Source organism: Mesorhizobium sp. M0983 (assembly GCF_040318975.1).
Lineage (GTDB): Bacteria > Pseudomonadota > Alphaproteobacteria > Rhizobiales > Rhizobiaceae > Mesorhizobium.
The window spans coordinates 1-24,607 of record NZ_JAMYNH010000037.1 but is presented as its reverse complement, the minus strand read 5'-3'; the positions used below and the strand labels follow the sequence as shown (position 1 = coordinate 24,607).

Genomic DNA, 24,607 nt, shown 5'->3' with positions numbered 1-24,607 from the left:
CCTCCTCACGGTTCGCAGCTGACGGCTGGGGTTCTGAGCGGCAAGGTCATCTTGCAGCAAGGGTAGTAGCCACCCTTGTCGCGGTCGGACTGCCTGTAGAAGCAGAGCCCGACATCGACCCTGTCGCCAGGATAATGGCCGGTGATACCGATCGTGAATGGCGCGCCGGGCGCATGCGACAGGGGCGAAGTCACCCCGACGCCGGGCGTCCTGGACAGAGCCTTGATCGAATCGCCGCCGAAGCCGGCATGGTCATGAAGATAGAGATCGGCCTCGAGGCCGGAGGGCGTGCAGAAATACTCGACATCCTCGACATCGAGGCAAGGAGGCAGATTGCCGGGGGGTGGAAAGTCCGGCGGATAGAACGGTGGCAGATAGCCGCCCGGCACCTGCTCGTAATAGCCGGCACGGCCTTCGCAGGGGCGCCAGACCTCGACGTCGCCGACATGGCCTTCGACTTCCGGGTCTTCGAAATAATTGTCGAAATCGACGATCCATGAGCCGAAAGGCGGCACGTTGGCCGGCCTGACCAGCGCCGTCGGCGTGATCTGCACGCCGTGCACGGCAAGCGGCCCCCCGGCTGCGAGCTGTTCGGCGAGCGCCGGGTTGTCGCGCAACTTGTCGCCGGTATCGACCAGCGTGTCGGTGCAGATGCCGGTATGGAGATTGCCTTCGGAATCGTAGCCATATTGCAGGTCGAGGCCGCCGGCCGACTGCCGGTTGTCTTGCGGGAAGCCGACCGCATATTCCTGCGGCACTTCCACCCAGACCGATTCCGTTGCCGGATCGTCCGGATTTTCGCGCCAGTAGCGGATGACCTCACCCTTGCCGGAATCGGCGAACTGGCTGTAGTCGTAGCGGTTTTCCACCGGGCCGCGCTGAGCCAGATACATGAAGCCCTTGTTGTCAAAGGCGATGTCGGTGACCGCGTAATCCTTGTCGGCCTTGACGGTCAGCTCCCAGCGCGGGTCGCCGAAGCTGCCGTCGCCGGCAATGCCCACCGACCAGATCTCCGCCTTTTCCCCGACCGAGTAATAGAGCCGGCCGCCACGATAGGCGACCGACCAGACGCGGCGCTCGTCCTGTGTGTAGCCCCAGCTATCGGGGTCCTCGCTGTCGAAGGCAGCACCCTGGATGTCCATCACCGAGCCGTCGTCGGCGACTGAGGGCAGCCCGTGCGCCGGGCGGCCGGCGACGCCGTGGTCGAACGTGTCGACTAGCGCGCCATTGGCGACGATGCGGTGGATAAGGCCGGTGTCGAGATCGCTGGCGAAGAACTGGCGGTGGATATTGTCGAAAGTGACGTCGCCGATGCCGGGACCGCTATTGGCGTCGATATCGGCGAATTTCGAGACGGCGCCGGTGATGCCATCGATCTTCCAGATCGTTCCGGGGCCGCCGCCGTTTTCGGTGCCGAACTGGCCGTCCATGAAGACCGCGTCAGCCGTGCCGCGGCGCTGCCGCTCCGGCCGGCCGTCGGCGTCGCCGTCTGGTGTGACGATGCGGATGCCGTGCAGCGAGGTGGCGCCGGCATAGAGGTTTGGAATGGCCGAGGGAACGCCGTCGCGCACGCCGTCGTCATAAGTGATGCCGAACACCTGGCCGATTTGCTCGGCCGTGACCTCGAAGGGTGGCGGGGTGAAGACCAATTGGCCAGACGCCGGCCCGCCCAGCCTTGAAACGTCGAAGACGCGCAAGGTTGCGCGCGCCGTGTCGATGAAGGTCTCGTCGACCGGATCGACACCCGGCGGCAGGCCTTCCTCGAAATTGGGGATGATGATGCCAGAGAATCCGGTCACTGCCATCGAGCCGGGATAGATGATCTGGGTTTCCTGGGCCTGTGCCGAGCCGCCGAGCCAGAGCCCAGCGGCGAGTGCCAAGGCCGATAATCCGCTGGCAGCCTGGATTGCGCGGCGCAAATGGCCGGCACGAGAGCGCACGGACGCGCCATGGTCGCAAGACATGGATCTCCCCCCACAGGTCATGGGAGAAACATCCGGTCTCGGCGCGCAAATCAGGGCAAGGCGCGGCGTTCCGGCACGTTCATCCCTGATCGAATTGTCTGCTTTCCTCACCGTCATGATACGCCGGCGTCCGCGCAGGGTCAACGGAACCAGCGGAAAGCCCAGCGCATCGACCCGGTCCCGAAGGCGACTGTCGCGCTGAGTTCCTGCTGTTCCCGGAGACCATCGAGCCTCTGGATCTGTGGTCATGGGGCTTTCCTTACCGGGGCCGCACCACGCGGCACCTGAGCGTCAGTCGCGAGGTGAGGCGGAAAGGTTCATGGACCGGGGCCGGGCCGGCTGGATCACGGCCGGAAAATACGGGCCCGCCGGTCCCGAATCCGATCAACCGCGATGAATGGTGAACGCCTTGCGCAGAATGCTTGCGCGCCACGCAGCCTGTTCTTATATACGCGCCAAGCCGTCCAGCGCCGAATGCCGGTTGCCGGAGCGGAATTTCTTGTGAACAGGGGCTTTCGTCGGAACGCCTGTACGGGTCCTGAGAGCCTGCTTAGCGGAGAGATTAGAGAAATGGCAAAAGTAATCGGTATCGATCTGGGAACAACCAACTCCTGTGTCGCCATCATGGACGGCAAGGAATCCAAGGTCATCGAGAATGCGGAAGGCGCGCGCACGACCCCTTCGATCGTCGCCATCAACAGCGACGGCGAGCGCCTCGTCGGCCAGCCGGCCAAGCGCCAGGCGGTCACCAATCCTGAAAACACCATTTTCGCGGTCAAGCGCCTGATCGGCCGCCGCTATGACGATCCGGTGACGGAGAAGGACAAGAAGCTTGTCCCCTACAAGATCGTCAAGGGCGACAATGGCGATGCCTGGGTCGAGGCCGGCGGCAAGAACCAGTCGCCCAGCCAGATCTCGGCGATGATCCTGCAGAAGATGAAGGAAACGGCGGAAGCCTATCTCGGCGAAAAGGTCGAGAAGGCGGTCATCACCGTTCCGGCCTATTTCAACGACGCCCAGCGCCAAGCCACCAAGGATGCAGGCAAGATCGCCGGCCTGGAAGTGCTGCGCATCATCAACGAGCCGACGGCGGCAGCACTTGCCTATGGCTTGGACAAGAAGGAAGGCAAGACGATTGCCGTCTATGACCTTGGCGGCGGCACGTTCGACATTTCGGTGCTCGAAATCGGCGACGGCGTGTTCGAGGTGAAGTCGACCAATGGCGACACCTTCCTCGGCGGCGAGGATTTCGACATGCGTCTGGTCGAATACCTGGCGGCCGAGTTCAAGAAGGAACAGGGTATCGACCTGCGGAATGACAAGCTCGCCCTGCAGCGCCTCAAGGAAGCGGCTGAAAAGGCCAAGATCGAGCTGTCGTCCACCACGCAGACCGAGATCAACCTGCCCTTCATCACCGCCGATGCCAGCGGCCCCAAGCACCTGACGCTGAAGCTGACGCGTGCGAAGTTCGAGAGCCTTGTCGAAGATCTCGTCCAGCGCACCATCGAGCCCTGCAAGGCGGCGCTCAAGGATGCCGGCCTCAAGGCCGCTGAGATCGACGAGGTCGTTCTGGTCGGCGGCATGACCCGTATGCCCAAGATACAGGAGATCGTGAAGCAGTTCTTCGGCAAGGAACCGCACAAGGGCGTCAACCCGGATGAGGTCGTCGCACTTGGCGCTGCCATCCAGGCCGGCGTGCTGCAGGGCGACGTCAAGGACGTGCTGTTGCTCGACGTGACGCCGCTGTCGCTCGGCATCGAGACGCTGGGCGGCGTATTCACGCGGCTGATCGAGCGCAACACGACGATTCCGACGAAGAAGAGCCAGGTGTTCTCGACGGCTGAGGATTCGCAGTCGGCGGTGACCATCCGCGTCTTCCAGGGTGAGCGTGAAATGGCCGCCGACAACAAGGCGCTCGGCCAGTTCGACCTGGTCGGCATCCCGCCTGCGCCGCGTGGCGTGCCGCAGATCGAGGTCACGTTCGACATCGACGCGAACGGCATCGTCAACGTTTCGGCCAAGGACAAGGGCACCGGCAAGGAGCACCAGATCCGCATCCAGGCGTCTGGCGGCCTTTCGGACGCTGACATCGAGAAGATGGTCAAGGATGCCGAGGCCAATGCCGAAGTCGACAAGAAACGTCGCGCACTGGTCGAGGCCCGCAACCAGGCCGAGGCTCTGGTGCATTCCTCGGAGAAGTCGCTGAAGGACTATGGCGATAAGGTCTCGGAGACCGACCGCACGGCGATTGCCGATGCGATCGCGGCGTTGAAGACCGCTGCCGAAGGCGATGATGTGACCGAGATCGAGGCCAAGACGCAGACGCTCGCCGAAGTCTCGATGAAGCTCGGCCAGGCGATGTACGAGGCTTCGCAGAAGGAAGCCGCCGAGGCCGACGCCAAGGCTGATGCCGCCAAGGACAGCGATGTGGTCGATGCCGATTTCGAGGAAATCGACGAAGACGACGAGAAGAAGAAGTCGGCCTGAACCGCCTGACGGTACAGGTAAGCAAAAAGCCCGGCGCACAGCCGGGCTTTTTTGCAACCCTTTGCCGGAAAAACGCCGAGCTACCCGAAAAAATGCGGACAAAGCCTCGTAGACACTGGCATCCCGGCTCCATCACACCTAAATCGGAACAGCGTGCCGGCAAACGACGCAACGATACTTCAAGACGTTGACTATCCGGACTGCGGGAAAACATGAAAGCTGATTTTTACGAAACGCTGGGCGTGCAAAAAGGCGCCGACGAGAAGGAGCTCAAGAGCGCTTTCCGCAAGCTGGCCATGCAGTTCCATCCCGACCGCAACCCAGGCGACCATGCCTGCGAGCACAAATTCAAGGAAATCAACGAAGCCTACGAAACGCTGAAGGACCCGCAGAAGCGCGCCGCCTACGATCGCTTCGGCCACGCCGCCTTCGAGCACGGCGGCATGAATGGCGGGGCGCAAGGCTTTGGCGCCGGCGGCTTCGCCGACATTTTCGAGGACATTTTCGGCGACATGATGGGCGGGCGCCAGCGTCGCTCGTCCGGCGGTCGCGAGCGCGGCGCCGACCTGCGCTATAATATGGAAATCACGCTGGAAGAGGCATTTTCCGGCAAGACCGCGCAGATCCGCGTGCCGGCATCGATCTCCTGCTCGGAATGCTCGGGCAGCGGCGCCAAGCCCGGCACCCAGCCCGTCACCTGCTCGATGTGCAACGGCCACGGCAAGGTGCGCGCCACGCAAGGGTTCTTCTCGATCGAGCGCACCTGCCCGCAATGCCAGGGGCGCGGCCAGACCATCAAGGATCCATGTCCGAAATGCGCCGGCCAGGGCCGCGTCACCGAGGAGCGCTCGCTGTCGGTCAACATCCCTGCCGGGATCGAGGACGGCACCCGCATCCGGCTTGCCAATGAGGGCGAGGCCGGCCTGCGCGGCGGCCCATCGGGCGATCTCTACATCTTCCTCGCGGTCAAGCCGCACGAGTTCTTCCAGCGCGACGGCGCCGATCTTTATTGCAAGGTGCCGATCTCGATGACGACGGCAGCACTTGGCGGCTCGTTCGAGGTGACGACATTGGACGGCACCCAGACGAAGGTGAAGGTGCCGGAAGGCACCCAGAACGGCCGCCAGTTCCGCCTCAAGGGCAAGGGCATGCCGGTGCTGCGCCAGCCCAATATCGGCGACCTCTACATCCAGACCGTGGTCGAGACGCCGCAGAACCTTTCGCGCCGCCAGCGCGAATTGCTGGAGGAATTCGAGCAGCTTTCCTCAAAGGACAATTCGCCCCAGTCGAGCGGATTTTTCGCCCGCATGAAGGACTTTTTCGAAACGTTCGGCGAGCATTGAAGCTGATCCCTGGAAACGCTTCCCGAGCGTCATCAACACCTTATCCGGGGATTCGCCTTGTCTTGCACCTCGTAGCTGCTAAGTAGCATGCGAGGGAGCGTTGAGGAGGACTTTCGATGACGCGTAGTCCCGGACTGCGAAAGACGCTGGCGGAAAAGTTCGACGACGAACTGAAGTTCTTCAAGGGCTGGATCGACAAGCCGAAGGCGGTCGGTTCGATCGTCCCGACCAGTTCCATCACCGCGCGCAAGATGGCCTCGATCGTCAATCCGAAATCCGGCCTGCCGGTGCTCGAGGTCGGGCCTGGCACAGGCGTCATCACGCGCGCCATCCTCGCTCAGGGCATAAAGCCTGAAAATCTCTACGCGGTCGAATATTCCACTGATTTCGTGCGCCATCTGCGCCAGCTTTATCCAGGCGTCAACGTCATCGAGGGCGACGCCTTCAATCTCGACGCGACGCTCGGTGACAAGCGCGATCTGGTCTTCGATTCGGTGATATCGGGCGTGCCGCTGCTCAACTTCCCGGTCGCCCAGCGCATCGCCTATGTCGAGAGCCTGCTCGACCGCATCCCGGCGGGCCGGCCGATCGTGCAGCTGACTTACGGGCCGCTGTCGCCGATCCCGCCGGGCCGCGGCGACTATACGGTCGAGCATTTCCATTTCGTCATCCGCAACATTCCGCCGACGCAGCTTTGGATCTACCGACGCGGGGCCGCCTGAATTGCAGCGTTGGGTTTTGAATAGCACTTGTCTTATACCCATCGGGTGACAAGGCAGACCCCATGGCTGTGATCCCGAAAATTCTCGTCGTCGCCGGTTCGGTGCGCAGCGGCGCCTATAGCGCCAGGACCGCCGACGTTGCGCAGAAGGAACTTGCCATGCAGGGCGCGGAGGTGACCCGCATCTCGCTCGCCGACTATCCGTTGCCGATCCTCGACCAGGATCTGGAAAAGGAAGAAGGCATTCCCGAAAACGCCGTCAAGCTCGGCCGGATGATCGCCGCCCATGACGGGCTGCTGATCGCGACGCCCGAATATAACGGCTCCATTCCACCGCTGCTCAAGAACACCATCGACTGGGTAAGCCAGCTGCGCAAGGATGGCGGCCGGACGTTCAGGCCGCTTGCCGGCAAGGTTGCCGGCCTCTGCTCGTCTTCCAACGGACCCTTCGGCGGGATACGCTGCATCAACCATCTGCGCGCCGTTCTGGTGCGCTGCCGGATGGAGGTGGTGACACCGGAATGCTCGGTGCCGGAGGGCGGCAACGCCTTCGACGACGAGGGCAACTTCAGGGACGAGAGACTACGCCAATCGATGGAGCACCTATGCCGAACGCTGATCGAAACCTCGCGCATGCTGTCGACGCGGATCGAGGCATGATCCCGGACGCCGCGCATGCCGACACGATGCAGGAAAGGCTGATCGTCGGCCTCGACCTGCCGACGCTGAAGGAAGCCGAGAAAGCGGTGCGCGAGCTCGACGGGATCGTCTCCTTCTACAAGATCGGTTACCAGCTCGCCTTTGCCGGCGGGCTCGACTTCGCCCGCGAGCTGGCCAGCGGCGGCACCAGGATCTTTCTCGACATGAAGCTGCTCGACATCGACAACACGGTGGCCAAGGGGGTCGACAACATCGTCAGAATGGGCATGAGCATGCTGACCATCCATGCCTATCCGAAGACGATGAAGGCAGCGGTCGAGGCTGCGAAGGGCAGCGACCTTTGCCTGCTCGGGGTCACCGTGCTGACCTCGATGGACGAGCAGGACGTGATCGACGCCGGCTATGAGTATGATCCGCATACGCTGGTGCTGAGGCGCTCCGAGCAGGCGCTGCATGCCGGCATGGGCGGCATCGTCTGCTCGGCCGAGGAAGCCGAGGCGGTGCGCCGCATTGTCGGCCCGGACCTGGCAGTGGTGACGCCGGGAATCCGGCCGAAGGGCGGCGACCACGGCGACCAGAAGCGGGTGGTGACGCCGGCACAGGCGATCCGCAATGGGTCCAGCCACCTCGTGGTCGGCCGGCCGATCGTCGGCGCGGCCGACAGGCGGGCGGCGGCCGAAGCCATCCTCGATGAAATGCGCTCGGCCTGACGCCAAGAATTAACGCGGAGAAAAACCATGCCCAAGGGATACTGGATCGCTCGCGTCGACGTGCGCGATGCGGAAGGCTACAAGGACTATGTCGCAGCCGCCAAGCTGGCCTTCGATCGCTTCGGCGCCAAGTTCCTGGCGCGCGGCGGCGCGCATGAGAAGGCCGAGGGGCCGGGCCGAGACCGCAATGTGATCATCGAGTTTCCGTCGCTTGCGGCGGCGCATGACTGCTACCACTCGCCCGAATACCAGCGCGCGGTCGCGATCCGCCAGAAGGTAGCTGATGGCGAAATCGTGCTGGTCGAGGGGATTTAGGCGAGAAGTCGGTTCATCGCGGTTTCAGCCATCGCATCGGCGAGGCTCAGGCCCCATTGCCGGCGACAGTAATCGCGGAAATCGAAGCAGGGCATGCCGGGGCAGACCTCGAACTCGATGAGGTGCACGCTGTCGTCGGCTTCGACCCGAAAGTCGATCGAAAACACATCCCGCAGGCCAAGCCCCATCATCAGGCTTTCGGCGATGCGACGAATTCTTGCATCCGCTCGAGGCTGGCTGGCGTCAACGGGAAGCAGCAACGGCTCAGCGTAATTTCCCTCGGCTTTCGCCGCTACACCGGTATCGCCGTAAAGCGCCAGGCTGTCCTGCATGGTCTGGAAATCGCTGCCCGAATCGACAAGGGCGATGCCGAGCGCCTCGGCGCCGGTATCCGGCTTCAATCCGAGAAAACTGGCGCGCGCGTTGCGGCCGGCGACATAGGGCTGGACCACGACATCGTCGCGATAGGCGGCGAAGACGCGCCGGCTAAGCTCCAGCGTGTGGCCGAGATCGGGGCAGCGCGAATCCGGCCAGATGCCGATCTTGGCGCCGAGCCGGTTCGGCTTGACGAACCAGCCGGCGGGCGAGTCCGGCGGCGCGACCAGCCAGGCTCCGTCACGGGCAAGGCCCGCCCGCGGCACCGGCAAGCCAAGCGCGCCGAGCACGGCGCCGGAACGGAACTTATCCTGACAGAGCGCAAAAAGCGCATCGTCGGCGCCGATCGCCTTCAGGCCGTTCAGCCGTGCCAGAGCTGGTGCCGCGCCGCCGCGGAAATAGGCGATGCCGTCGGTCAGCGTCCAGACGAGCGTGGTCTTCGGGTCCTCGCCGGCGAGAACGCTTGCGGCGTCGTCGAGTGTCACCGGCGCAAACGACAAGCCGCGCTTCTGGCAAGCGGCGGCAAGTGCGTCGAATTCAGCAGCGATGTCGGTCGATTGCGCCAGATAGGAGGCGATTTCGACGGCACGCTCCGGCACGTGGTTATCGGCGACCAGCCGATCGAAGCAGGCCTTTTCCGGCTCGTAGACAAGGATCAGCTTCGGCTTGCGGCTTGACATGGGTGGAACGGCTCCTGGCAGCACGATTGCCTACCATCGCACGGGGAACGCATTCGGCTTGCGCGGAACCGACGTTGATCGGACGCCTGCACGACAGCAAGCGCACCATCTTCTTGTTTGACCATGATCTTTTCCGAACCAAAGGTTCGGGACCATGGTCTAGCCAATCAGCACGCGCGGCTCGAAGCGACCATTGACTGGAATGTCGAGCATAAACGTCATGCCGGCTTGCGGGTCGAGCAGGCGCTGCTTCTCGCTCTTGCCGGACCAGGCGGAGGTGACCGCGATCCGGTCGGCATTCCTGCCGACAAAAGCCGGACAGGACGGCTGCGTCGCCGGCATCGCCACCGAACGGACAAGCTTGCCGTCGGGTCCATAGGCTTCGACGACGCTGCCGCCCCAGCAAGCGTTCCACAATATGCCGTCGCGGTCGAGCACCGAACCATCGATATAGCCCTTGGCCGAACGGTGATCGACGAAGACCTTCGGTTCGCCAACCGGCAGGCCGGTCGCAGGATCGCAGCCGACGCGCATCAACAGCCCGGTGCTGGTGTCGGTATAATGGGCGATAGTCCCATCTTCGGAAAAGCAGATCGAATTGGGCACCGTGAGATCCGCATAGAGCCGGCGCAGCTCGCCCTTGAAGAACCAGTAGATAGAACCGGCGGCCTTCTCCTCGCCCTTACCCATGGTGCCGACCCAGAGGGCGCCGCAAGGGTGAACGCGGGAATCGTTCGAGCGGGTGACCGTATTATCGGCCTCGATCGGCGTGTGCAGCGTCAGCTTTCCGGTCGCGACATCGCGGACATGCAGGCCGGTCTCGGTGGCGATCAGCTGGCGTTGGTCGTCGACAATGGCGATGGCGCTGGCCATCTGACCGAGCTCGTGGATTTTGACCGCACCGCCGGACAAGCGCTGTTCCAGGAGCTGGCCGTTGACGATGTCAAACCAATAGAGCGTGTCCGTGGCAGGGTCATAGCTTGGCCCCTCGCCGAGTTGGCAGACATGGTCGGAAAAAACCGAAACGATGGTCTCGCTCATCATGCCGCTCCAAACGCCGCGTCCCAGGCCACGACCGCAGCCTTCGCCCGTGCTGCCACTTCGTCGATGCTCATGCCCGGCTTGAACAGGCTGGAGCCAAGACCGAAGACGGTGACGCCGGCCGCTTTGTAGCCGGCAAAGTCCTTGTCCGAAACGCCGCCGACGGCGCCGACCAGCACACTGGCTGGCAGCACCGCGCGCATCGCCGAAATGCCCGCCGCGCCAAGCACGCTCGCCGGGAAGAATTTCAATGCCGAGGCGCCGAGCCGGATTGCTTGAAATGCCTCGGTCGGCGTGAACACGCCGGGCATCGTCACCATGCCGTACTGCATGGCACGGCCCATGACCTCGGCATCGATATTGGGGCTGACCAGCAGCCGCCCGCCGGCCTTGTGCAGACCGTCGACATCGGCGGCGGTGAGCACCGTGCCGGCGCCGACCAGCGCCGTCGGAGGAAGCGTTTCGACAATACTGGCGATGGAAACAAAAGGCTCGGGCGAGTTGAGCGGCACCTCGATTGCTTCGATGCCGGCGCCGAAGATCGCCTGGCCGATCGCCACCGCCTCGCTTGGCTTGAGGCCACGCAGGATCGCGACCAGACCCCGCTTGAGCTTTGGAAAAGGTGCGGTTTCGGTCATGCGGCAACTCCATTTTTGGCGATCATGCCATTTTCGCGCGCGGCTTCGGCAAGGCCGGCACGCACCGCCTCATCGGCGTCGACCGCCCTGAAAGCGAGCCCGGCAAGGCCGAGCGCCTCGGCATAGAGCCTGCCGAGTGCGCCCGATGCGATCAGCACGACGGGCACGGCGCTTGCCCCATAGCGGCTATTTGCCGAAGCGATCTCGCCGCCGATCAGCAGGCCGGACAGAGAGGCTGCGGCATCTTCGGGCTTCAGGTCCTGCAACAGGCTGGCGGCGCGGATCGAGAACAGTCTTGAAACGATGTCACCGCCCTCGGCCAACGCCTTCAGGCACCAGTCCCGGAAAAACGGACTTTCGGCGGCAACCGGCTGCGGCGGCTCGCCCAGCGAATGGCGCAGGATCGAGTGCGCAGCCAGCACCGAAAACAGCTCGCCGGTCGGCCAGGTGCCGAAGCCGGCAATGGAACCGTCCTCGACCAGCACCCATTTCGAATGGGTGCCGGGCATGCAGACGAGGTGGCGTCCCTGTGCCGGCAAACCGGCGCCGGCAAGCTGCGTTTCCTCGCCGCGCATGACGTCAGGTGCATCGGCAAGGCGTTGGGCAAGGCCGGGCACGATGCGGATGTCGCGGCGCTGGCCGGGGATGCGGGCAGCGCCGGCGAGGATAGCGCCGATCGGCGCCGGCACGCTGACATAGGGCGCCTCCAGCCAGCCCTGGCGCGAACCGGCCATCCCGCAAATGATGACCGGCAGCGCCTCGGGGGCACCCATGGCAGCCAGATGCCCTTCGAGAACGGACGAAAATCCTTTAGCCTGGGCGGTGATCAGCCCGTCATCGCCGCGCCGCTCGGCGAGAACCTTGCCGGCGCCGTCGAGCAGCCACACCCTCATCCGGGTGGTGCCCCAGTCGACGGCCGCGACAGAAGGGGCCTTGCTCGATGAGATCACAGGAACCCCCCGTCGACGATCAGCATCTGCGCGGTCAGCATGCGTGAAGCATCCGACGCCAGGAACAGCACGGTGCCGACAACGTCTTCCGGCTGCATCACCTCTTTGATGCACTGCTTGGCGACGTGGGCGGCGAGCGCCTGTTCGGTGACCCAGAGCTTTCTCTGTCGCTCGGTGATCACCCAGCCGGGCGCGATTGCGTTGACGCGAATGCCGTCGACGCCGAGCTTGCCGGCAAGACCCTTGGTGAGGCCGACGATGCCGGCCTTGGCGGCGGTATAGGCCGGCATATCGGGATGGTTGATGAGAAACGAGGTCGAGGTGAAATTGATGATCGAGCCGCCACCGGCCCGCTTCATGCCCGGCGCCACCGCCTGTGCGCTGAAGAAATGCGGGCGCAGGTTGATGGCATGATTGTTGTCCCAGAACTCGACCGTGACGTCTTCGACGGCATGACGGTCATCCTGCGCGGCATTGTTGACCAGCACGGTCACGTCGCCATGCGCCTCGGCGGCTTTGGCAACTGATAACCGCAATGCCTCGATATCGCGTATATCGGTCTTGAGATAGAGCGGCCGCCGGCCGAGCTCCTTGTCTAACCGATCGGCCAGCGCCAGGCTCGGACGGTCGGCGATATCGATAAAGGCGACCTTTGCCCCCTGGCGGATAAATCCCTCGGTCAAGGCGGCTCCAATGCCGGAGCCGCCACCGGTGATCAGCACCGAAGCGCCTTCGAGGTCGGCAAAGCGTGCCGATGGCATCATGAATTCTCTCCCGGTCCAACGATCTCGGTCTGACCGGCGCGCATCCTATCCAGCCATGTCGGGCGGGCAAGGGCGAAAGAGTGGATAGTCGGGACTTATGTCCGACAAAAGGCCGCACGCGCCCCCGATCGATCAGCCGCCCAGCCGGACGTGGTACAATTCGACGGCGGCTCCGCTGGTCCTGGCAACCGGCTCAAGCCATTCCGGTACGCTGCCGCGCATCAACCCGGCGAGAAAACCTGCCGGCGCCTTGGCGGCGAGGAGCTTGCTTTCGGGGCTGCCGGGGCACAATGCGACGAGGCCGACGTGATGATCCGCCAGGATTGTCCTGGCATCGGCATCGGACCCAAGGAAGGCATCGAGCGCCAGCAGGTTGCCGGCGACGTTGCGATGATAAGGCCCGGCGAAGACGCGGTGTCCGGAATAGGCCAGGATCGGCGATCCGAGATTGGAAATTGCCAGCACCGTGGTGCCGGGCAGGCGGCCAAGCGCCGCAAAGGAGGCCATGCGCTGGCAAGCGACATCGGCGCCGTCGCCATTATCGGCGGCGGTATTGCTGTCCTCGAAGGCGACCGAGGTCGCCGCGGCAGCCCCAGTCCAGACGGCATTCACCGAAACCAGCCAGACGGCGGCCATGCGCAGCGCCACGCCGCGCGACGGGCTGGCCTCGGCCCGTTGACGCCATTTGGCAATCCAGGCAGCAAGCGGGATGACGGCGAAGGCGATCGAGAATGTCGAACCGCGCACCTGCCAGGCACTGACGATGAAGGCCACGACAAGCAGCGTGCCGACAAGGCTGTCCTGCCGCCGCCAGCCGCCACGGCCAAGGCGAAGCGCCATCAGCACGAGCGCGATGAGCGGCGTAGCATAGCGCGCCACCACCCCGGCCGGATCTTCAGCGAGAAGCTTGAACAGCGATTGCGCCTCGTCGATGTGATCAAGCCATAGCTCCTTGAGGCGCGGATCGAGGTTGGCATAGGGCGCTGCCAGGCATTGCGGGAACAAAAAGACGACGACTGCGGCCAACATCAGGGCAAGCAGGCCAAGCGAGGCGATGCGCCGTTGGCGCGTGCGGCCAGCGGGCTCGACCGACGCTATCGCCGCAAGGCCGGTTCCGGCAATCGCTGCGACGACGAACTGCACGGTCGAGAAGGCGTCGCATTGCGCCTGACCCCAGGCGGACGGTGCGATGGTGGCGACAAAGACGAGAGCGGACACGCCGGCAAAGCCGAGGCCGAAATCCCTGGCAATCGGCCTCTCGCCATCGGCGTCGAGGGCAAACAGCGTGGCGACAGAGGCGCCGATGGTGGCGACATAAGGCGCGGTTTCCATGCCGACGGCCAGCATCAATCCGGCGCACAGGCCGGAGAGTAGTGCCGCCGGCCTGCGCAACGGCGCTTCAAGCAGAAGGCTCAGGCTGGCCATGCTCAGCATCAGCTGGACATTGTGGTGATCGAGCGCGCCAGGCGAAAAAATGCCGAGGAAGTGCAGTGCGGCGGCGCCGACGACGACAGCGGGCAGCACGGCGCCGTCACCAGCAAAGCTGCGCGCGGTGCGAGCGGTGAAAAACACGGTCAGGCAAAAGAGCAGCGCCGGCCACAGCACTTGCGCAAAATTCTCGGCAAAGACCGTGCTCCCGGTCAGGGCCGACACGGCCGTGATGGCGGCGATCGGCGCATCGACCAGCCGCGACCAGTGCATGACGAAGCCGCCTTCCAGGCCCATCCTGTACTGGTGCAGATCGAACCAGCTTTGGCCGGCCAGCATGTCGCGAACTTCGACAAGGCGCAGCAGATTGTCGTTGTCGCCGCCGGCATTGGTCAGTTCCGGGAAACCGGCAAAGGCATTGACGGCAAGCGCCAGCAGCGTGGCAAGCAGCGCCAGCGCGATATCGGACCTCCAAATGGAGGCGCCATCGTCGGCTGTGCTCATATCAGGACCTTTGGAAGGAATACGGGGCGGTTTAAACCTAGCCTTAACAGCTTCAATAAATAGTAAAGCCGCCCCGAGCGAGGCCGGCGTTTGAGCGGTCAGGGACCTCACAGGGCATCCGGAGACGAAAATGCCACAAGAAGTGCGCCATGAGCCGAGCATCGCCGTGCTCCTGCCTTGCTACAATGAGGAGCTGACGATCGGCGAAGTGGTGCGGCGCTTTCGCGAGACGCTGCCTGCCGCCGCGATATATGTCTACGACAACAATTCGCGCGATCTGACGGCGCTCCGAGCCCGCGCCGCCGGCGCCATCGTGGTGCGCGAGCCGCGCCAGGGCAAAGGCAATGTCGTGCGCCGCATGTTCGCCGACATCGAGGCCGACATCTACCTGATGGCCGACGGCGACGGCACCTATGCGCCGGAGGACGCGCCGCAACTGATCAACACGCTGCTGACCGAGCGCTCCGACATGGTGGTGGGCACCAGGCGCGGCGTCGCCGACGATGCCGGCAGGACTGGCCATGGCTTCGGCAACCGCATCTTCAACAGCCTCTACAAGCGGCTGTTCGGCTCGGACTTTACCGATATCTTCTCGGGGTACCGCGCCTTCACCAGGCGCTTCGTCAAGAGCTTTCCCGCCGTTTCCGGCGGTTTCGAGATCGAGACCGAAATGTCGGTGCACGCCTCGCAGCTCAAATTGCCGGTCAGCGAGATCGGGCTCGACTATGGCCGCCGGCCGGAAGGCTCCTCGTCGAAGCTGTCGACCTTTCGCGACGGCGCGAAGATCCTGTGGATGTTCGCCATGCTGATGAAGGAGACACAGCCGCTGCGTTTCTTCGGCGCTTTTTCGGTGTTCTTCCTGGCATCGAGCCTGTTCCTGATGGCGCCGGTGCTGATCGAGTTCGCCGAAACCGGGCTTGTGCCGCGCATGCCGACCTGGGTGCTGTCGGTCGGGCTGCTGCTGCTGTCGATGCTGGCGGCGGTGACCGGGGTAATCCTCGATTCGGTGTCGCGCGGCCGGGCCGAGCAGAAGCGCATCTTCTATCTGTCGATGCCTTCCGGTCGCGTCGAACGTGAACGTGCAAGCGCCCTCGCGACTTTGAAGGCCGGACCGGGCAAGACCCCGCGCGCGGCCTAGAGCCTGAATGGGACGCCTCGCCCGCTTCATTTTCGCCGGCGGCATCGGCTTCGTCGCCGACGCGGCGGCGCTTTGGCTGGTGCTGACGATAGCGCCGCTCGGACCATTCGCGGCTCGCATCATTTCGATCGGTTTTGCCCTGTCCGTCACCTGGTTGATCAACCGCCATCTGACGTTTTCGCCTTCCAGCCGCGGCATCGCGCAAGAGGGCGCACGCTATGGCGGCGTCGGCATTGCCACCAGCGTCGTCAATTATCTCGTCTATTGCGCCATCCTGTTCGCGCTGCCGACGGTGTCGCCGCTCATCGCCCTTGCGGTCGCCTCGCTGATTGCCATGGCGCTGTCCTTCCTCGGCTATTCCAAGCTGGTCTTCGATCGCTGACGGCACATCGCATTGGGATCTGCGCCAAAGGAAGCGCAGCCTCATCATGACCTTGGCCGATTGGCAGAAGCCGCCGATTTCCTTATATCGCTGTCGTCGATGCATCGGCGCGAAAATCGGAATCGATTTTCGGACAGCACGATGCATGGATTCAAAAGTGTTGGAGCGTACTTTGTGCATCCAAGTGGATCGCTGCAAGTGCGCCGGAGAGCTGCCATGCCCCTGAAAGTCGCCGTCCAGATGGACCACATCTCCACCGTGTCGATTGCCGGCGACACGTCGTTTGCGCTGTCGCTGGAAGCGCAGCGGCGCGGCCACCAGCTGTTCCACTACACGCCCGACCGGCTGTCGCTGCGCGACGGCAAGGTGTTTGCCCGCATCGAGGCGATGCAGGTCCGCGACGAGAAGGGCAGCCATTATTCACTGGGCGAAGAAATCCGTACCGATCTTTCGGAGATGGACGTCATCCTTTTGCGGCAGGATCCGCCCTTCGACATGAACTACATCACCACCACGCATATCCTCGAGCGCATCCATCCGAAGACGCTGGTGGTCAACGACCCGGCCTGGGTGCGCAACAGCCCGGAAAAGATCTTCGTCACCGAATTTCCCGACCTGATGCCGGACACGCTGATCACCAAGGATCCGCTCGAAGTCGCCGCCTTCCGCAAGGAGTTTGGCGACATCATCGTCAAGCCGCTCTACGGCAATGGCGGCGCCGGCATCTTCCACCTGCACGAGGCCGACCGCAACCTCGCCTCGCTGCTCGAAATGTTCGGCCAGATGTTCCGCGAACCCTACATCGTGCAGCGCTACCTCAAGGAGGTGCGCGCCGGCGACAAACGCATCATCCTGATTGACGGCGAGCCGGTCGGCGCCATCAACCGCGTGCCGGCCGAGCACGATTCGCGCTCCAACATGCATGTCGGCGGCCGCGCCGAAAAGACCGAGCTGACAGAGCGCGAACGCGAGATCTGTGCCCGCATCGGCCCGTGGCTGAGGGAGCGCGGCTTCATCCTCGTCGGCATCGACGTCATCGGCGACTACATGACCGAGATCAACGTGACCTCACCGACCGGCATACGGGAAGTGAAGCGCTTCGGCGGCGCCGACATCGCCAGCCTGTTCTGGGATGCGGTGGAGGGCAAGCGTAACTAGTCTCGCTTCGGAGCGGCCGCGTTGCAACCCATTGGAGCCGCTGCGTTCAGCCGTTCCCCAAATGTTCTTGCCTTCGCCGGAAATCTGTGGTTGTCTCCGGTGACGCCGTTCGCGGCATGATCGCAAGGGCTTGGGGCAAGCCTGCAGCCGGGGTGAAGACATGGTGGCGCGGGTTCGCACGGTTGCTTTCCAGGGCATCGAGGCCGTGCCGGTCGACGTGCAGGTGATGATCGCGCCGGGCAAGGTCAACATGCACATCGTCGGCCTGGCCGACAAGGCTGTAGCCGAAAGCCGCGAGCGGGTGCAGGCGGCGCTGCATGCATCCGGCCTGTCGATGCCGTCGAAGAAGGTCACCGTCAATCTGGCGCCTGCCGACCTGCCCAAGGAGGGCAGCCATTACGATCTGCCGATCGCGCTCGGTTTGATGGCGGCACTCGGCGCCATTCCGGGCGACATGCTGGCCGGCTATGTCGTGCTTGGCGAATTATCGCTCGACGGCACCATTGCCGCGGTGGCCGGCGCGCTGCCGGCGGCGATCGGCGCCAATGCCGAAGGCAAGGGCCTGATCTGCCCGTTTGCCTGCGGGCCGGAAGCGGCGTGGGCCGGCAAGGATTTCGACATATTGGCGCCGCGCAGCCTGATCGCCATCGCCAATCATTTTCGCGGCACGCAGGTTCTGTCGCGGCCGGAAGCCGGCATCCACGCCTCGGCGCGCGACTTGCCCGACCTTGCCGACATCAAGGGCCAGGAGACCGCCAAGCGGGCGCTGGAAGTGGCGGCGGCCGGCGGCCACAATCTGCTGATGGTCGGGCCGCCGGGGTCGGGAAAATCGATGCTGGCCCAGCGGCTGCCGTCGATCCTGCCGCCGCTTGCGCCGAAGGAATTGCTCGAAGTCTCGATGATCGCCTCGGTGGCCGGCGAACTCGGCGAAGGCAAGCTGACCGACCGGCGGCCGTTCCGCGCGCCGCACCATTCGGCCTCGATGGCGGCGATGGTCGGCGGCGGCCTGCGCGTGCGGCCGGGCGAGGCCTCGCTTGCCCATCACGGCGTGCTGTTCCTCGACGAGTTTCCGGAATTTTCGCCGCAGGCGCTCGATGCGCTGCGCCAGCCGCTGGAGACCGGCGACTGCATGATCGCGCGCGCCAATCATCGCGTCACCTATCGGGCGCGTATCCAGCTTGTCGCGGCGATGAACCCGTGCCGTTGCGGCATGGCCGGCGAGCCGGGCTATCGCTGCCTGCGCGGCGACCGCTGCCGCACCGACTACCAGGCGCGCATTTCCGGCCCGCTGCTCGATCGCATCGATCTCAGGATCGAGGTACCGGCGGTTTCGGCCAGCGATCTGATCCGGCCGGACCGGGCGGAGAAGAGTGCAGCCGTGGCACTGCGCGTCGCCCGTGCCCGTACGATCCAGCGTGAGCGTTTCGAACGGCTCGGCGCGACCTCCGCCACCACCAACGCGCATTGCTCACCGTCGGTTATCGAGGAGATCGCCATGCCCGATGCCGCCGGCCTGTCGCTACTGAGGGACGCCAGCGAAAAGCTCGGCTTTTCGGCAAGAGCCTACCACCGCGTCTTGAAGGTGGCGCGGACGCTGGCCGATCTCGAGGCCAGCGAAACGGTCGGCCGCATCCATCTGGCCGAGGCGATTTCCTACCGCATGAGCTCGGAGCGGATGGCACAGGCGGCGTAGTGCTTCTGCTGCTCGCTGGAAGTACGGTTGCGGGTTCGCGCCCGATGATCGCATATGTTACGGTCATGCACCTAACCGGGGCTGAGGCGGGGATGATTTCTGTTTCGCCGGCACGCAGTGCCGAAGACTTCGAGACCATGGCCGGGCTTTGCCGCAAGCTTGCACAATGGGATGTCGACGCCGTGCAGCCTTACGGCGTCTCGGAGGAGGACGTGAGGACCATCTTCCACCCCGAAAGGAGCGGCAGTTCGCTGGCAGCGAAGTTCGGCGCGCCAGATGCCATGGCGTTTATCGCGCGATCGGAGAACCTACCGGCGGGCTGCCTCGCCTTGACCAGTTCGACGACCATACGGCGGAGATTCACAAGTTTTTTGTCGACGCGTCGTTTCGCGGAAAAGGAATCGGCCGGGCGCTGATGGGGGCCGCGCTGGCGGAGATCCGGAAAGGCCGAATCCGGACGGTATTGATCCACACGACGTTCTACATGAAAAACGCCATTGCCGTGTATGAGTCGTTCGGCTTCAGGCCCTGCCCGCCCTTCCGTGAAACCCCGGAGCCGGTCAGACATACCGATATTTTCATGTCGTGCTCGATCTCGCCCGCGTGAGGTTAGAGGCAGCCGCGGTGTGGAGGACGCGGCGTCCCTCGACTTGCCCTATTTTTGGAAATCGAACCTGGGCCCCGATGATCCTCTTCCTGAGGCGCATCGTCAGAATGGGCGTTGGCGCACTTCATGCAGGACCCCTCCCGGCCCTTCGGGTCACCCTGCCCTCAAGGGGAGGGGGACGCCGGCTCCCGCGCCTTCGCTTCAGGCGCCTTGCTTCGCCTTCAGTTCCAGCCGCCGCGCGTGCAGCACCGGCTCGGTGTAGCCGTTGGGCTGGACGCGGCCTTTGAAGACGAGGTCGCAGGCGGCGAGGAACGCGATTGAATTGTTGAAGTCCGGTGCCATCGGCCGGTAGAGTGGATCGCCTTCGTTCTGGCGGTCGACGATCGCCGCCATGCGTTTCATCGTTTCCATGACCTGATCGGGCGTGCAGACGCCGTGATGCAGCCAATTGGCGATGTGCTGCGAGGAGATGCGCAGCGTGGCGCGGTCCTCCATCAGGCCGACGTCGTTTATGTCAGGCACTTTCGAGCAGCCAACGCCCTGGTCGATCCAGCGCACGACATAGCCCAGAATGCCTTGCGCGTTGTTGTCTAGCTCCTTCTGGATGTCTTCAGGCGACCAGTTCGGCCGCCTTGCTACCGGCACCGACAAGATGTCGTCGAGCCTGGCCTTGGGCCGGCTTTTCAGCGCCTTCTGCACGGCCTGGACATCGACCTTGTGGTAGTGCGTGGCGTGCAGGGTTGCCGCCGTCGGCGACGGCACCCAGGCGGTGTTGGCGCCGGCCTTAAGGTGCGCGATTTTCTCGGCCAGCATCGCCGCCATCAGGTCGGGCATCGCCCACATGCCCTTGCCGATCTGGGCGTGGCCGGCCAGCCCGCATTCGAGCCCGGTATCGACGTTCCAGGCTTCATAGGCGGCAATCCAGGCGGCCTGCTTCATGTCGCCCTTGCGGATCATCGGGCCGGCTTCCATCGAGGTATGTATCTCGTCGCCGGTGCGGTCGAGGAAGCCGGTGTTGATGAAGACGACGCGGTCCCTGGCGGCGCGGATCGCCTCCTTGAGGTTGACGGTGGTGCGCCGCTCCTCGTCCATGATGCCCATCTTGATGGTGTTTTTCGCCATGCCGAGCAGCGCCTCGACGCGGTCGAAAATCTCGACGGCAAAGGCAATTTCCTCCGGCCCGTGCATCTTGGGTTTTACGATATACATCGAGCCGGCGCGAGAATTGGCGCGGCGCCCGTTGGGGCCAACATCGTGCAGCGCGATCAGCGCCGTCAGCGCCGCATCCATGATGCCTTCCGGCACCTCATTGCCGTCGCGGTCCGATATCGCCGGATTGGTCATGAGGTGGCCGACGTTCCTGACCAGCATCAGCGAGCGGCCGGGCACGGTCAGCGTGCCGCCATCGGGCGCGGTATAGGTGCGGTCGGGGTTGAGCCTTCGGACAAAGCTCTTGCCGGCCTTGGTGATCTCTTCAGCCAGGTCGCCCTTCATCAGGCCGAGCCAGTTGCGGTAGACCAGCACCTTATCCTCGGCATCGACGGCCGCCACCGAATCCTCGCAGTCCTGGATGGTTGTCAGCGCCGATTCCAGCACGACATCGGCAATGCCGGCCGGATCGGTGCGGCCGATCTGGTTGTTGCGGTCGATGGCGATTTCGATGTGCAAGCCATTCCTGACCAGCAAGACGGCTTCGGGGTCGGCGGCATCGCCGCGATAGCCGGCAAACTGCTTGGGGTCGGCAAGCGTGGTGGCGCCGCCGCCCTCGCCCAGCCGCAACATGCCGTTGGCGACCGAAAGCCCGTTCACGCCGGCCCATTTGCCTGTCGTGAGCGGCACCGCCTCGTCGAAGAAGCTTTTCGCCCAGGCGACGACCTTGGCGCCGCGCGCCGGATTGAATTTGTTGCCTCGCTCGGCGCCGTCCGTCTCCGGGATGGCGTCGGTGCCGTAGAGCGCATCATACAGTGAGCCCCAGCGCGCATTGGCGGCATTCAGCGCATAACGCGCATTCATCACCGGCACCACCAACTGCGGCCCGGCGACCAGCGCGATTTCCGGGTCGACATTTTCGGTCGTCACGCTGAAGGCCGGCCCCTCGGGCAGGAGATAGCCGATCTCGCGGAGGAAGCTCTTGTAGGCCTCCATGTCGACGGGCGCGCCATTGTCGCGGTACCAGCGGTCGAGCTTGTCCTGCATGGCATCGCGTTTTTCGAGCAGCGCCCGGTTTTTTGGCGAGAGATCATGGACGATCGCCGAAAAACCGCTCCAGAATGCCTCCGCTTCAATGCCGGTGCCCGGCAACGCCTCGTTCACGACAAAATGATGAAGCTCGCGGGCAATCCGCAATCCGGCGATCTCGACGCGATCGGTCATCAGGGCTTCTCCAGACGAAAGGCTAGGCCGGGCCTTTGGCATGTCGCGGTTGCAGGGTCAATTCGGCATAGGTGAAGGTAGGGCGTTTTCGCCGTTGCAGGAGCTGCCAATCTCCCCACTTGTGGGTGAGATGCCCGGCAGGGCAGAGGGGGGCGTGAAGGATCGCCGACCTTGCCATTTACGACCAGCCGCAAGTCTGAGGTGTTACCGCGAAAGACTGAGACGTTGGCGGGACAGCGCCCCCCTCTGTCCTGCCGGACATCTCCCCCTCGAGGGGGGAGATCGGCTAATCACACCGCCATCCTTGGCCTGCCCGACGCGACCGCCACGACATGCGCCTCGATGAACATGCGCTGGCCCTCGACGGTGGAGACGCGGAACTCGCTGGCGATTTCGATCTCGGCGCTGTCGGTGCCGGCGTCCTTCGCCCGCCCGGCGGCAATAGCGCGCACATCTCTCTCCGCCGCGGCGATCGCCGCCGCCTCGTCGTTGAAATCGCGCACGCTTTCGCCTGAGGCGACACGGAACAGCCCTTCCTTGGGCTGGCTGACCCGCGCCTCGGCCGAAACCCGGACCTGGCCGACGACGGCGCCGAGCGCATTGGCCACATCGGTATCCTCAGGCACCACGCAGTCATTGCCGACCAGCTCGGCCAGGCCGGCATAGTGCAACGGCGCCGAGGCGCCGAGGCCGATGACCGGACGGTCGAGCGCGACGCTGAGCCGGGCGATGCCGGGATGGGCGTCGACGGCGCGCTGGACCAGCGCGTGGGCGACGGTCGCCGCGCCATCCAGCCCATCCTCGGCGAAGGCGGTCTCGAGGATGACTTCCGCCGACAGGCGGGTCAGCGTGGTCAGCACCCGTTCCGAGATCGCCTCCGGCGAGGCGGCGATGAACTGGCCGCGGCCGTCACGCCTGCGCGCGAACAGCTCGGCACCCAGACGCGCCGCAGCCAGATCCCAATTGGCCTGCCTGCCCAGCACATGCGCGGCATCCGACGGCGTGAAGCCGGCGACATGCACCAGCCCGCGCGACACCAGCCGGTTCAAGGTGGCGTTCTGGGCATTCGAAGTCAGCAATCTGTCGAGAGCCTGCGGCACGGCACCGATCAGCTCGTAAAGCTTGGCTTCGGCACCGGTCAGTCCGGCCGCGAGCCGCTCCGGCACGCCGGTGCGCACCGCGAGGCGGCCATCCATGCGGCCGGGATTGGGTGCGCGCAGCTGGCGTTCCAGTTCTGATGTGACCGCGTCGCCATGCATCATGCCGGCCAGCGCCAGCGGCACCAGGCGGCGCGGCCCGAGCAGGATCTTCGGGTTGAGCGCGCCGTCCTCCAGCGCCACTTCGGAATCGCCGCCGAGGCCAAAAGTGCGCATGGCGACGGCCTCGACCATGGTGCGGAAGCCGCCGACGGTGGCGCCTTCCGGATCGAGCCGCGGCCGGCCCTTGTCCAACACCGCGACGTCGGTGGTGGTGCCGCCGATATCGGAGACCACGGCATTGTCGAGGCCGGTCATGTGGCGGGCGCCGACAAGGCTGGCGGCCGGGCCGGACAGGATCGTCTCGATCGGCCGCTGGCGGGCAAAGGCGGCCGAGACCAGCGCGCCGTCGCCGCGCACCACCATCAGCGGGGCGGCGATCTTGCGCGCGGCCAAAAAACCTTCGGTTGCCGCGACCAGCCGGTCGATCATCGAGATCAGCCGGGCGTTGAGCAATGTCGTCAGTGCCCGGCGCGGGCCGCCGAGCTTGGCCGACAGCTCGTGGCTGGCGGTGACCGGCAGGCCGGTCCTGTCGCGGATCAGGTCGCGGGCGGCAAGCTCATGCGCCGGATTGCGGGTGGCGAAATAGGCGCAGACGGCAAAGCCGGACACCGATTTTTCCAGTTCCGGCAAAGCTGCCTCCAGCCCGGACAGATCGAGTTTTGCCGCATTGCCATGGACATCGTGGCCGCCGGGGCAGAACACCACCGGATCGGTGCCGAGCGCCGCCTTCAGCCCGTCGCGGGCCAGATCGCCTTCGGCAAAGCCGATCATCACCAACGCGACGCGCCCGCCCTGGCCCTCGACCAGCGCATTGGTGGCAAGCGTCGTCGACATCGACACCAGCTTGATCGCCGCCGGGTCGGTGCCGGCTTTTTGCAGCACCGCATCGACCGCGCCCGATATGCCGACCGCCAGGTCGTGACGGGTGGTCAGCGCCTTGGCCTTGGCCAGCACTTTTCCGCCGGGGCCGCCGGCTTCAGACCACAACACGGCGTCGGTGTAGGTGCCGCCGGTGTCTATTCCGAGGAACAGGGGGGAGGGTTTGGTCTTGGCAGTCATATTTTGGGTCCGGAGAATTCGTCTCCGCCCCTTAGCGGATACCGGCCGATCGATAAAGCCGCGATGGCTGGGCCACGGGCGAACACGCTGCAGGCTCGCCCAATGCCGGCGGGACAGCACCCCCCTCTGTCCTGCCGGACATCTCCCTCTCAAGGGGGGAGATTGGGTGTCACCCACGCTCTCGCAAATTTTCAACGCTGCAAACAGGGTGGCCGCCGGCGAAGCTGCCAATCTCCCCCCTTGAGGGGGAGATGTCCGGCAGGACAGAGGGGGGTGTGACGGATCGCAACCTTGGCAATTACCCGACAAACCCCACGCGCTTGTGGCTGCCATCGCAGAACGGCTTGTTGGCGGAGTG

21 protein-coding genes are annotated in these 24,607 nt (G+C 64.6%); 12 read left to right on the top strand and 9 right to left on the bottom strand.

Features of this window, described 5'->3' with window-relative positions:
* Positions 1 to 5: 5 nt before the first annotated feature.
* The gene (locus tag NKH71_RS31640; protein ID WP_502900442.1) at positions 6 to 2,213 is read right to left on the bottom strand and encodes a hypothetical protein; all 2,208 of its coding nucleotides are present in this window, start codon (positions 2,211 to 2,213) and stop codon (positions 6 to 8) included.
* Between the two features lie 321 nt (positions 2,214 to 2,534).
* On the opposite strand from NKH71_RS31640, the gene dnaK reads away from it, so the two are divergent.
* From dnaK to NKH71_RS31610, 6 genes are all read left to right on the top strand, one after another.
* Positions 2,535 to 4,451 (top strand): molecular chaperone DnaK, encoded by a 1,917-nt coding sequence (dnaK, locus tag NKH71_RS31635; RefSeq protein ID WP_023718912.1) that lies wholly within the window; start codon positions 2,535 to 2,537, stop codon positions 4,449 to 4,451.
* A gap of 212 nt (positions 4,452 to 4,663) precedes the next feature.
* The gene (dnaJ, locus tag NKH71_RS31630) at positions 4,664 to 5,794 is read left to right on the top strand and encodes a molecular chaperone DnaJ (protein WP_023679852.1); all 1,131 of its coding nucleotides are present in this window, start codon (positions 4,664 to 4,666) and stop codon (positions 5,792 to 5,794) included.
* Positions 5,795 to 5,910: 116 nt separating this feature from the next.
* Complete coding sequence (gene pmtA, locus NKH71_RS31625; protein WP_352481404.1) at positions 5,911 to 6,516, top strand: phospholipid N-methyltransferase PmtA; 606 nt, start codon at positions 5,911 to 5,913, stop codon at positions 6,514 to 6,516.
* A 62-nt stretch (positions 6,517 to 6,578) separates the two neighbouring features.
* Positions 6,579 to 7,175, top strand: a complete 597-nt coding sequence (locus NKH71_RS31620; protein WP_352481403.1) for an NADPH-dependent FMN reductase — start codon at positions 6,579 to 6,581, stop codon at positions 7,173 to 7,175.
* On the top strand, positions 7,172 to 7,885 hold the full coding sequence (pyrF, locus tag NKH71_RS31615) for an orotidine-5'-phosphate decarboxylase (protein ID WP_352896055.1): 714 nt from the start codon (positions 7,172 to 7,174) through the stop codon (positions 7,883 to 7,885). The genes NKH71_RS31620 and pyrF overlap by 4 nt, the downstream gene beginning before the upstream one ends.
* Positions 7,886 to 7,912: 27 nt before the next feature.
* Positions 7,913 to 8,200: a DUF1330 domain-containing protein gene (locus NKH71_RS31610; protein WP_023718908.1), complete on the top strand. Its 288-nt coding sequence runs from the start codon at positions 7,913 to 7,915 to the stop codon at positions 8,198 to 8,200.
* On the opposite strand, the gene NKH71_RS31605 is transcribed toward NKH71_RS31610, so the two are convergent.
* The 6 genes from NKH71_RS31605 to NKH71_RS31580 form a co-directional block, all read right to left on the bottom strand.
* A complete protein-coding gene (locus tag NKH71_RS31605; RefSeq protein ID WP_352896053.1) occupies positions 8,197 to 9,255 on the bottom strand; it encodes a D-alanine--D-alanine ligase family protein in 1,059 nt (352 codons plus the stop codon). The genes NKH71_RS31610 and NKH71_RS31605 overlap by 4 nt on opposite strands.
* A gap of 159 nt (positions 9,256 to 9,414) precedes the next feature.
* Positions 9,415 to 10,296: an SMP-30/gluconolactonase/LRE family protein gene (locus NKH71_RS31600; RefSeq protein WP_352481401.1), complete on the bottom strand. Its 882-nt coding sequence runs from the start codon at positions 10,294 to 10,296 to the stop codon at positions 9,415 to 9,417.
* Entirely contained in the window at positions 10,296 to 10,934 is a 639-nt protein-coding gene (locus tag NKH71_RS31595; RefSeq protein ID WP_352593285.1) for a 2-dehydro-3-deoxy-6-phosphogalactonate aldolase, read from the bottom strand. Before NKH71_RS31595 ends, NKH71_RS31600 begins: the two co-directional genes overlap by 1 nt.
* Positions 10,931 to 11,881, bottom strand: coding sequence for a 2-dehydro-3-deoxygalactonokinase (locus tag NKH71_RS31590; RefSeq protein WP_031193988.1), 951 nt, complete (start codon positions 11,879 to 11,881; stop codon positions 10,931 to 10,933). The genes NKH71_RS31595 and NKH71_RS31590 overlap by 4 nt, the downstream gene beginning before the upstream one ends.
* The gene (locus NKH71_RS31585; RefSeq protein WP_352848319.1) at positions 11,881 to 12,648 is read right to left on the bottom strand and encodes an SDR family NAD(P)-dependent oxidoreductase; all 768 of its coding nucleotides are present in this window, start codon (positions 12,646 to 12,648) and stop codon (positions 11,881 to 11,883) included. Before NKH71_RS31585 ends, NKH71_RS31590 begins: the two co-directional genes overlap by 1 nt.
* Positions 12,649 to 12,780: 132 nt before the next feature.
* Entirely contained in the window at positions 12,781 to 14,580 is a 1,800-nt protein-coding gene (locus tag NKH71_RS31580) for a GtrA family protein (protein ID WP_352896050.1), read from the bottom strand.
* A gap of 130 nt (positions 14,581 to 14,710) precedes the next feature.
* On the opposite strand from NKH71_RS31580, the gene NKH71_RS31575 reads away from it, so the two are divergent.
* The 6 genes from NKH71_RS31575 to NKH71_RS31550 all read left to right on the top strand — a co-directional run bounded on the left by NKH71_RS31575 (position 14,711) and on the right by NKH71_RS31550 (position 19,558).
* The gene (locus tag NKH71_RS31575; RefSeq protein WP_352896047.1) at positions 14,711 to 15,718 is read left to right on the top strand and encodes a glycosyltransferase; all 1,008 of its coding nucleotides are present in this window, start codon (positions 14,711 to 14,713) and stop codon (positions 15,716 to 15,718) included.
* A 7-nt stretch (positions 15,719 to 15,725) separates the two neighbouring features.
* Entirely contained in the window at positions 15,726 to 16,100 is a 375-nt protein-coding gene (locus NKH71_RS31570; protein WP_352495456.1) for a GtrA family protein, read from the top strand.
* Between the two features lie 216 nt (positions 16,101 to 16,316).
* The gene (gene gshB / locus NKH71_RS31565; RefSeq protein WP_352640352.1) at positions 16,317 to 17,258 is read left to right on the top strand and encodes a glutathione synthase; all 942 of its coding nucleotides are present in this window, start codon (positions 16,317 to 16,319) and stop codon (positions 17,256 to 17,258) included.
* Positions 17,259 to 17,418: 160 nt separating this feature from the next.
* A complete protein-coding gene (locus NKH71_RS31560; protein WP_352896044.1) occupies positions 17,419 to 18,951 on the top strand; it encodes a YifB family Mg chelatase-like AAA ATPase in 1,533 nt (510 codons plus the stop codon).
* A gap of 92 nt (positions 18,952 to 19,043) precedes the next feature.
* On the top strand, positions 19,044 to 19,367 hold the full coding sequence (locus NKH71_RS31555; protein WP_352495471.1) for a hypothetical protein: 324 nt from the start codon (positions 19,044 to 19,046) through the stop codon (positions 19,365 to 19,367).
* Entirely contained in the window at positions 19,250 to 19,558 is a 309-nt protein-coding gene (locus NKH71_RS31550; RefSeq protein WP_352481514.1) for a GNAT family N-acetyltransferase, read from the top strand. The genes NKH71_RS31555 and NKH71_RS31550 overlap by 118 nt, the downstream gene beginning before the upstream one ends.
* Before the next feature lie 201 nt (positions 19,559 to 19,759).
* Here NKH71_RS31550 and NKH71_RS31545 read toward each other — a convergent pair whose 3' ends face one another.
* On the bottom strand, positions 19,760 to 21,931 hold the full coding sequence (locus NKH71_RS31545; RefSeq protein WP_352495453.1) for a malate synthase G: 2,172 nt from the start codon (positions 21,929 to 21,931) through the stop codon (positions 19,760 to 19,762).
* Between the two features lie 290 nt (positions 21,932 to 22,221).
* Positions 22,222 to 24,249, bottom strand: coding sequence for a hydantoinase/oxoprolinase N-terminal domain-containing protein (locus tag NKH71_RS31540; protein ID WP_352640355.1), 2,028 nt, complete (start codon positions 24,247 to 24,249; stop codon positions 22,222 to 22,224).
* Positions 24,250 to 24,607 lie beyond the last annotated feature (358 nt).

Excerpts from the sequence above, each read along its gene's own strand:
- gshB (WP_352640352.1), top strand. The coding sequence starts at position 16,317 with ATGCCCCTGAAAGTCGCCGTCCAGATGGACCACATCTCCACCGTGTCG.
- NKH71_RS31605 (WP_352896053.1), bottom strand. The coding sequence starts at position 9,255 with ATGTCAAGCCGCAAGCCGAAGCTGATCCTTGTCTACGAGCCGGAAAAG.
- NKH71_RS31560 (WP_352896044.1), top strand. The coding sequence starts at position 17,419 with ATGGTGGCGCGGGTTCGCACGGTTGCTTTCCAGGGCATCGAGGCCGTG.
- NKH71_RS31540 (WP_352640355.1), bottom strand. The coding sequence starts at position 24,249 with ATGACTGCCAAGACCAAACCCTCCCCCCTGTTCCTCGGAATAGACACC.
- NKH71_RS31575 (WP_352896047.1), top strand. The coding sequence starts at position 14,711 with ATGCCACAAGAAGTGCGCCATGAGCCGAGCATCGCCGTGCTCCTGCCT.
- pyrF (WP_352896055.1), top strand. The coding sequence starts at position 7,172 with ATGATCCCGGACGCCGCGCATGCCGACACGATGCAGGAAAGGCTGATC.
- NKH71_RS31620 (WP_352481403.1), top strand. The coding sequence starts at position 6,579 with ATGGCTGTGATCCCGAAAATTCTCGTCGTCGCCGGTTCGGTGCGCAGC.
- NKH71_RS31555 (WP_352495471.1), top strand. The coding sequence starts at position 19,044 with ATGATTTCTGTTTCGCCGGCACGCAGTGCCGAAGACTTCGAGACCATG.
- NKH71_RS31640 (WP_502900442.1), bottom strand. The coding sequence starts at position 2,213 with ATGACCACAGATCCAGAGGCTCGATGGTCTCCGGGAACAGCAGGAACT.
- NKH71_RS31610 (WP_023718908.1), top strand. The coding sequence starts at position 7,913 with ATGCCCAAGGGATACTGGATCGCTCGCGTCGACGTGCGCGATGCGGAA.
- NKH71_RS31595 (WP_352593285.1), bottom strand. The coding sequence starts at position 10,934 with ATGACCGAAACCGCACCTTTTCCAAAGCTCAAGCGGGGTCTGGTCGCG.
- dnaK (WP_023718912.1), top strand. The coding sequence starts at position 2,535 with ATGGCAAAAGTAATCGGTATCGATCTGGGAACAACCAACTCCTGTGTC.
- NKH71_RS31585 (WP_352848319.1), bottom strand. The coding sequence starts at position 12,648 with ATGATGCCATCGGCACGCTTTGCCGACCTCGAAGGCGCTTCGGTGCTG.
- dnaJ (WP_023679852.1), top strand. The coding sequence starts at position 4,664 with ATGAAAGCTGATTTTTACGAAACGCTGGGCGTGCAAAAAGGCGCCGAC.
- NKH71_RS31545 (WP_352495453.1), bottom strand. The coding sequence starts at position 21,931 with ATGACCGATCGCGTCGAGATCGCCGGATTGCGGATTGCCCGCGAGCTT.
- NKH71_RS31580 (WP_352896050.1), bottom strand. The coding sequence starts at position 14,580 with ATGAGCACAGCCGACGATGGCGCCTCCATTTGGAGGTCCGATATCGCG.
- NKH71_RS31600 (WP_352481401.1), bottom strand. The coding sequence starts at position 10,296 with ATGAGCGAGACCATCGTTTCGGTTTTTTCCGACCATGTCTGCCAACTC.
- pmtA (WP_352481404.1), top strand. The coding sequence starts at position 5,911 with ATGACGCGTAGTCCCGGACTGCGAAAGACGCTGGCGGAAAAGTTCGAC.
- NKH71_RS31570 (WP_352495456.1), top strand. The coding sequence starts at position 15,726 with ATGGGACGCCTCGCCCGCTTCATTTTCGCCGGCGGCATCGGCTTCGTC.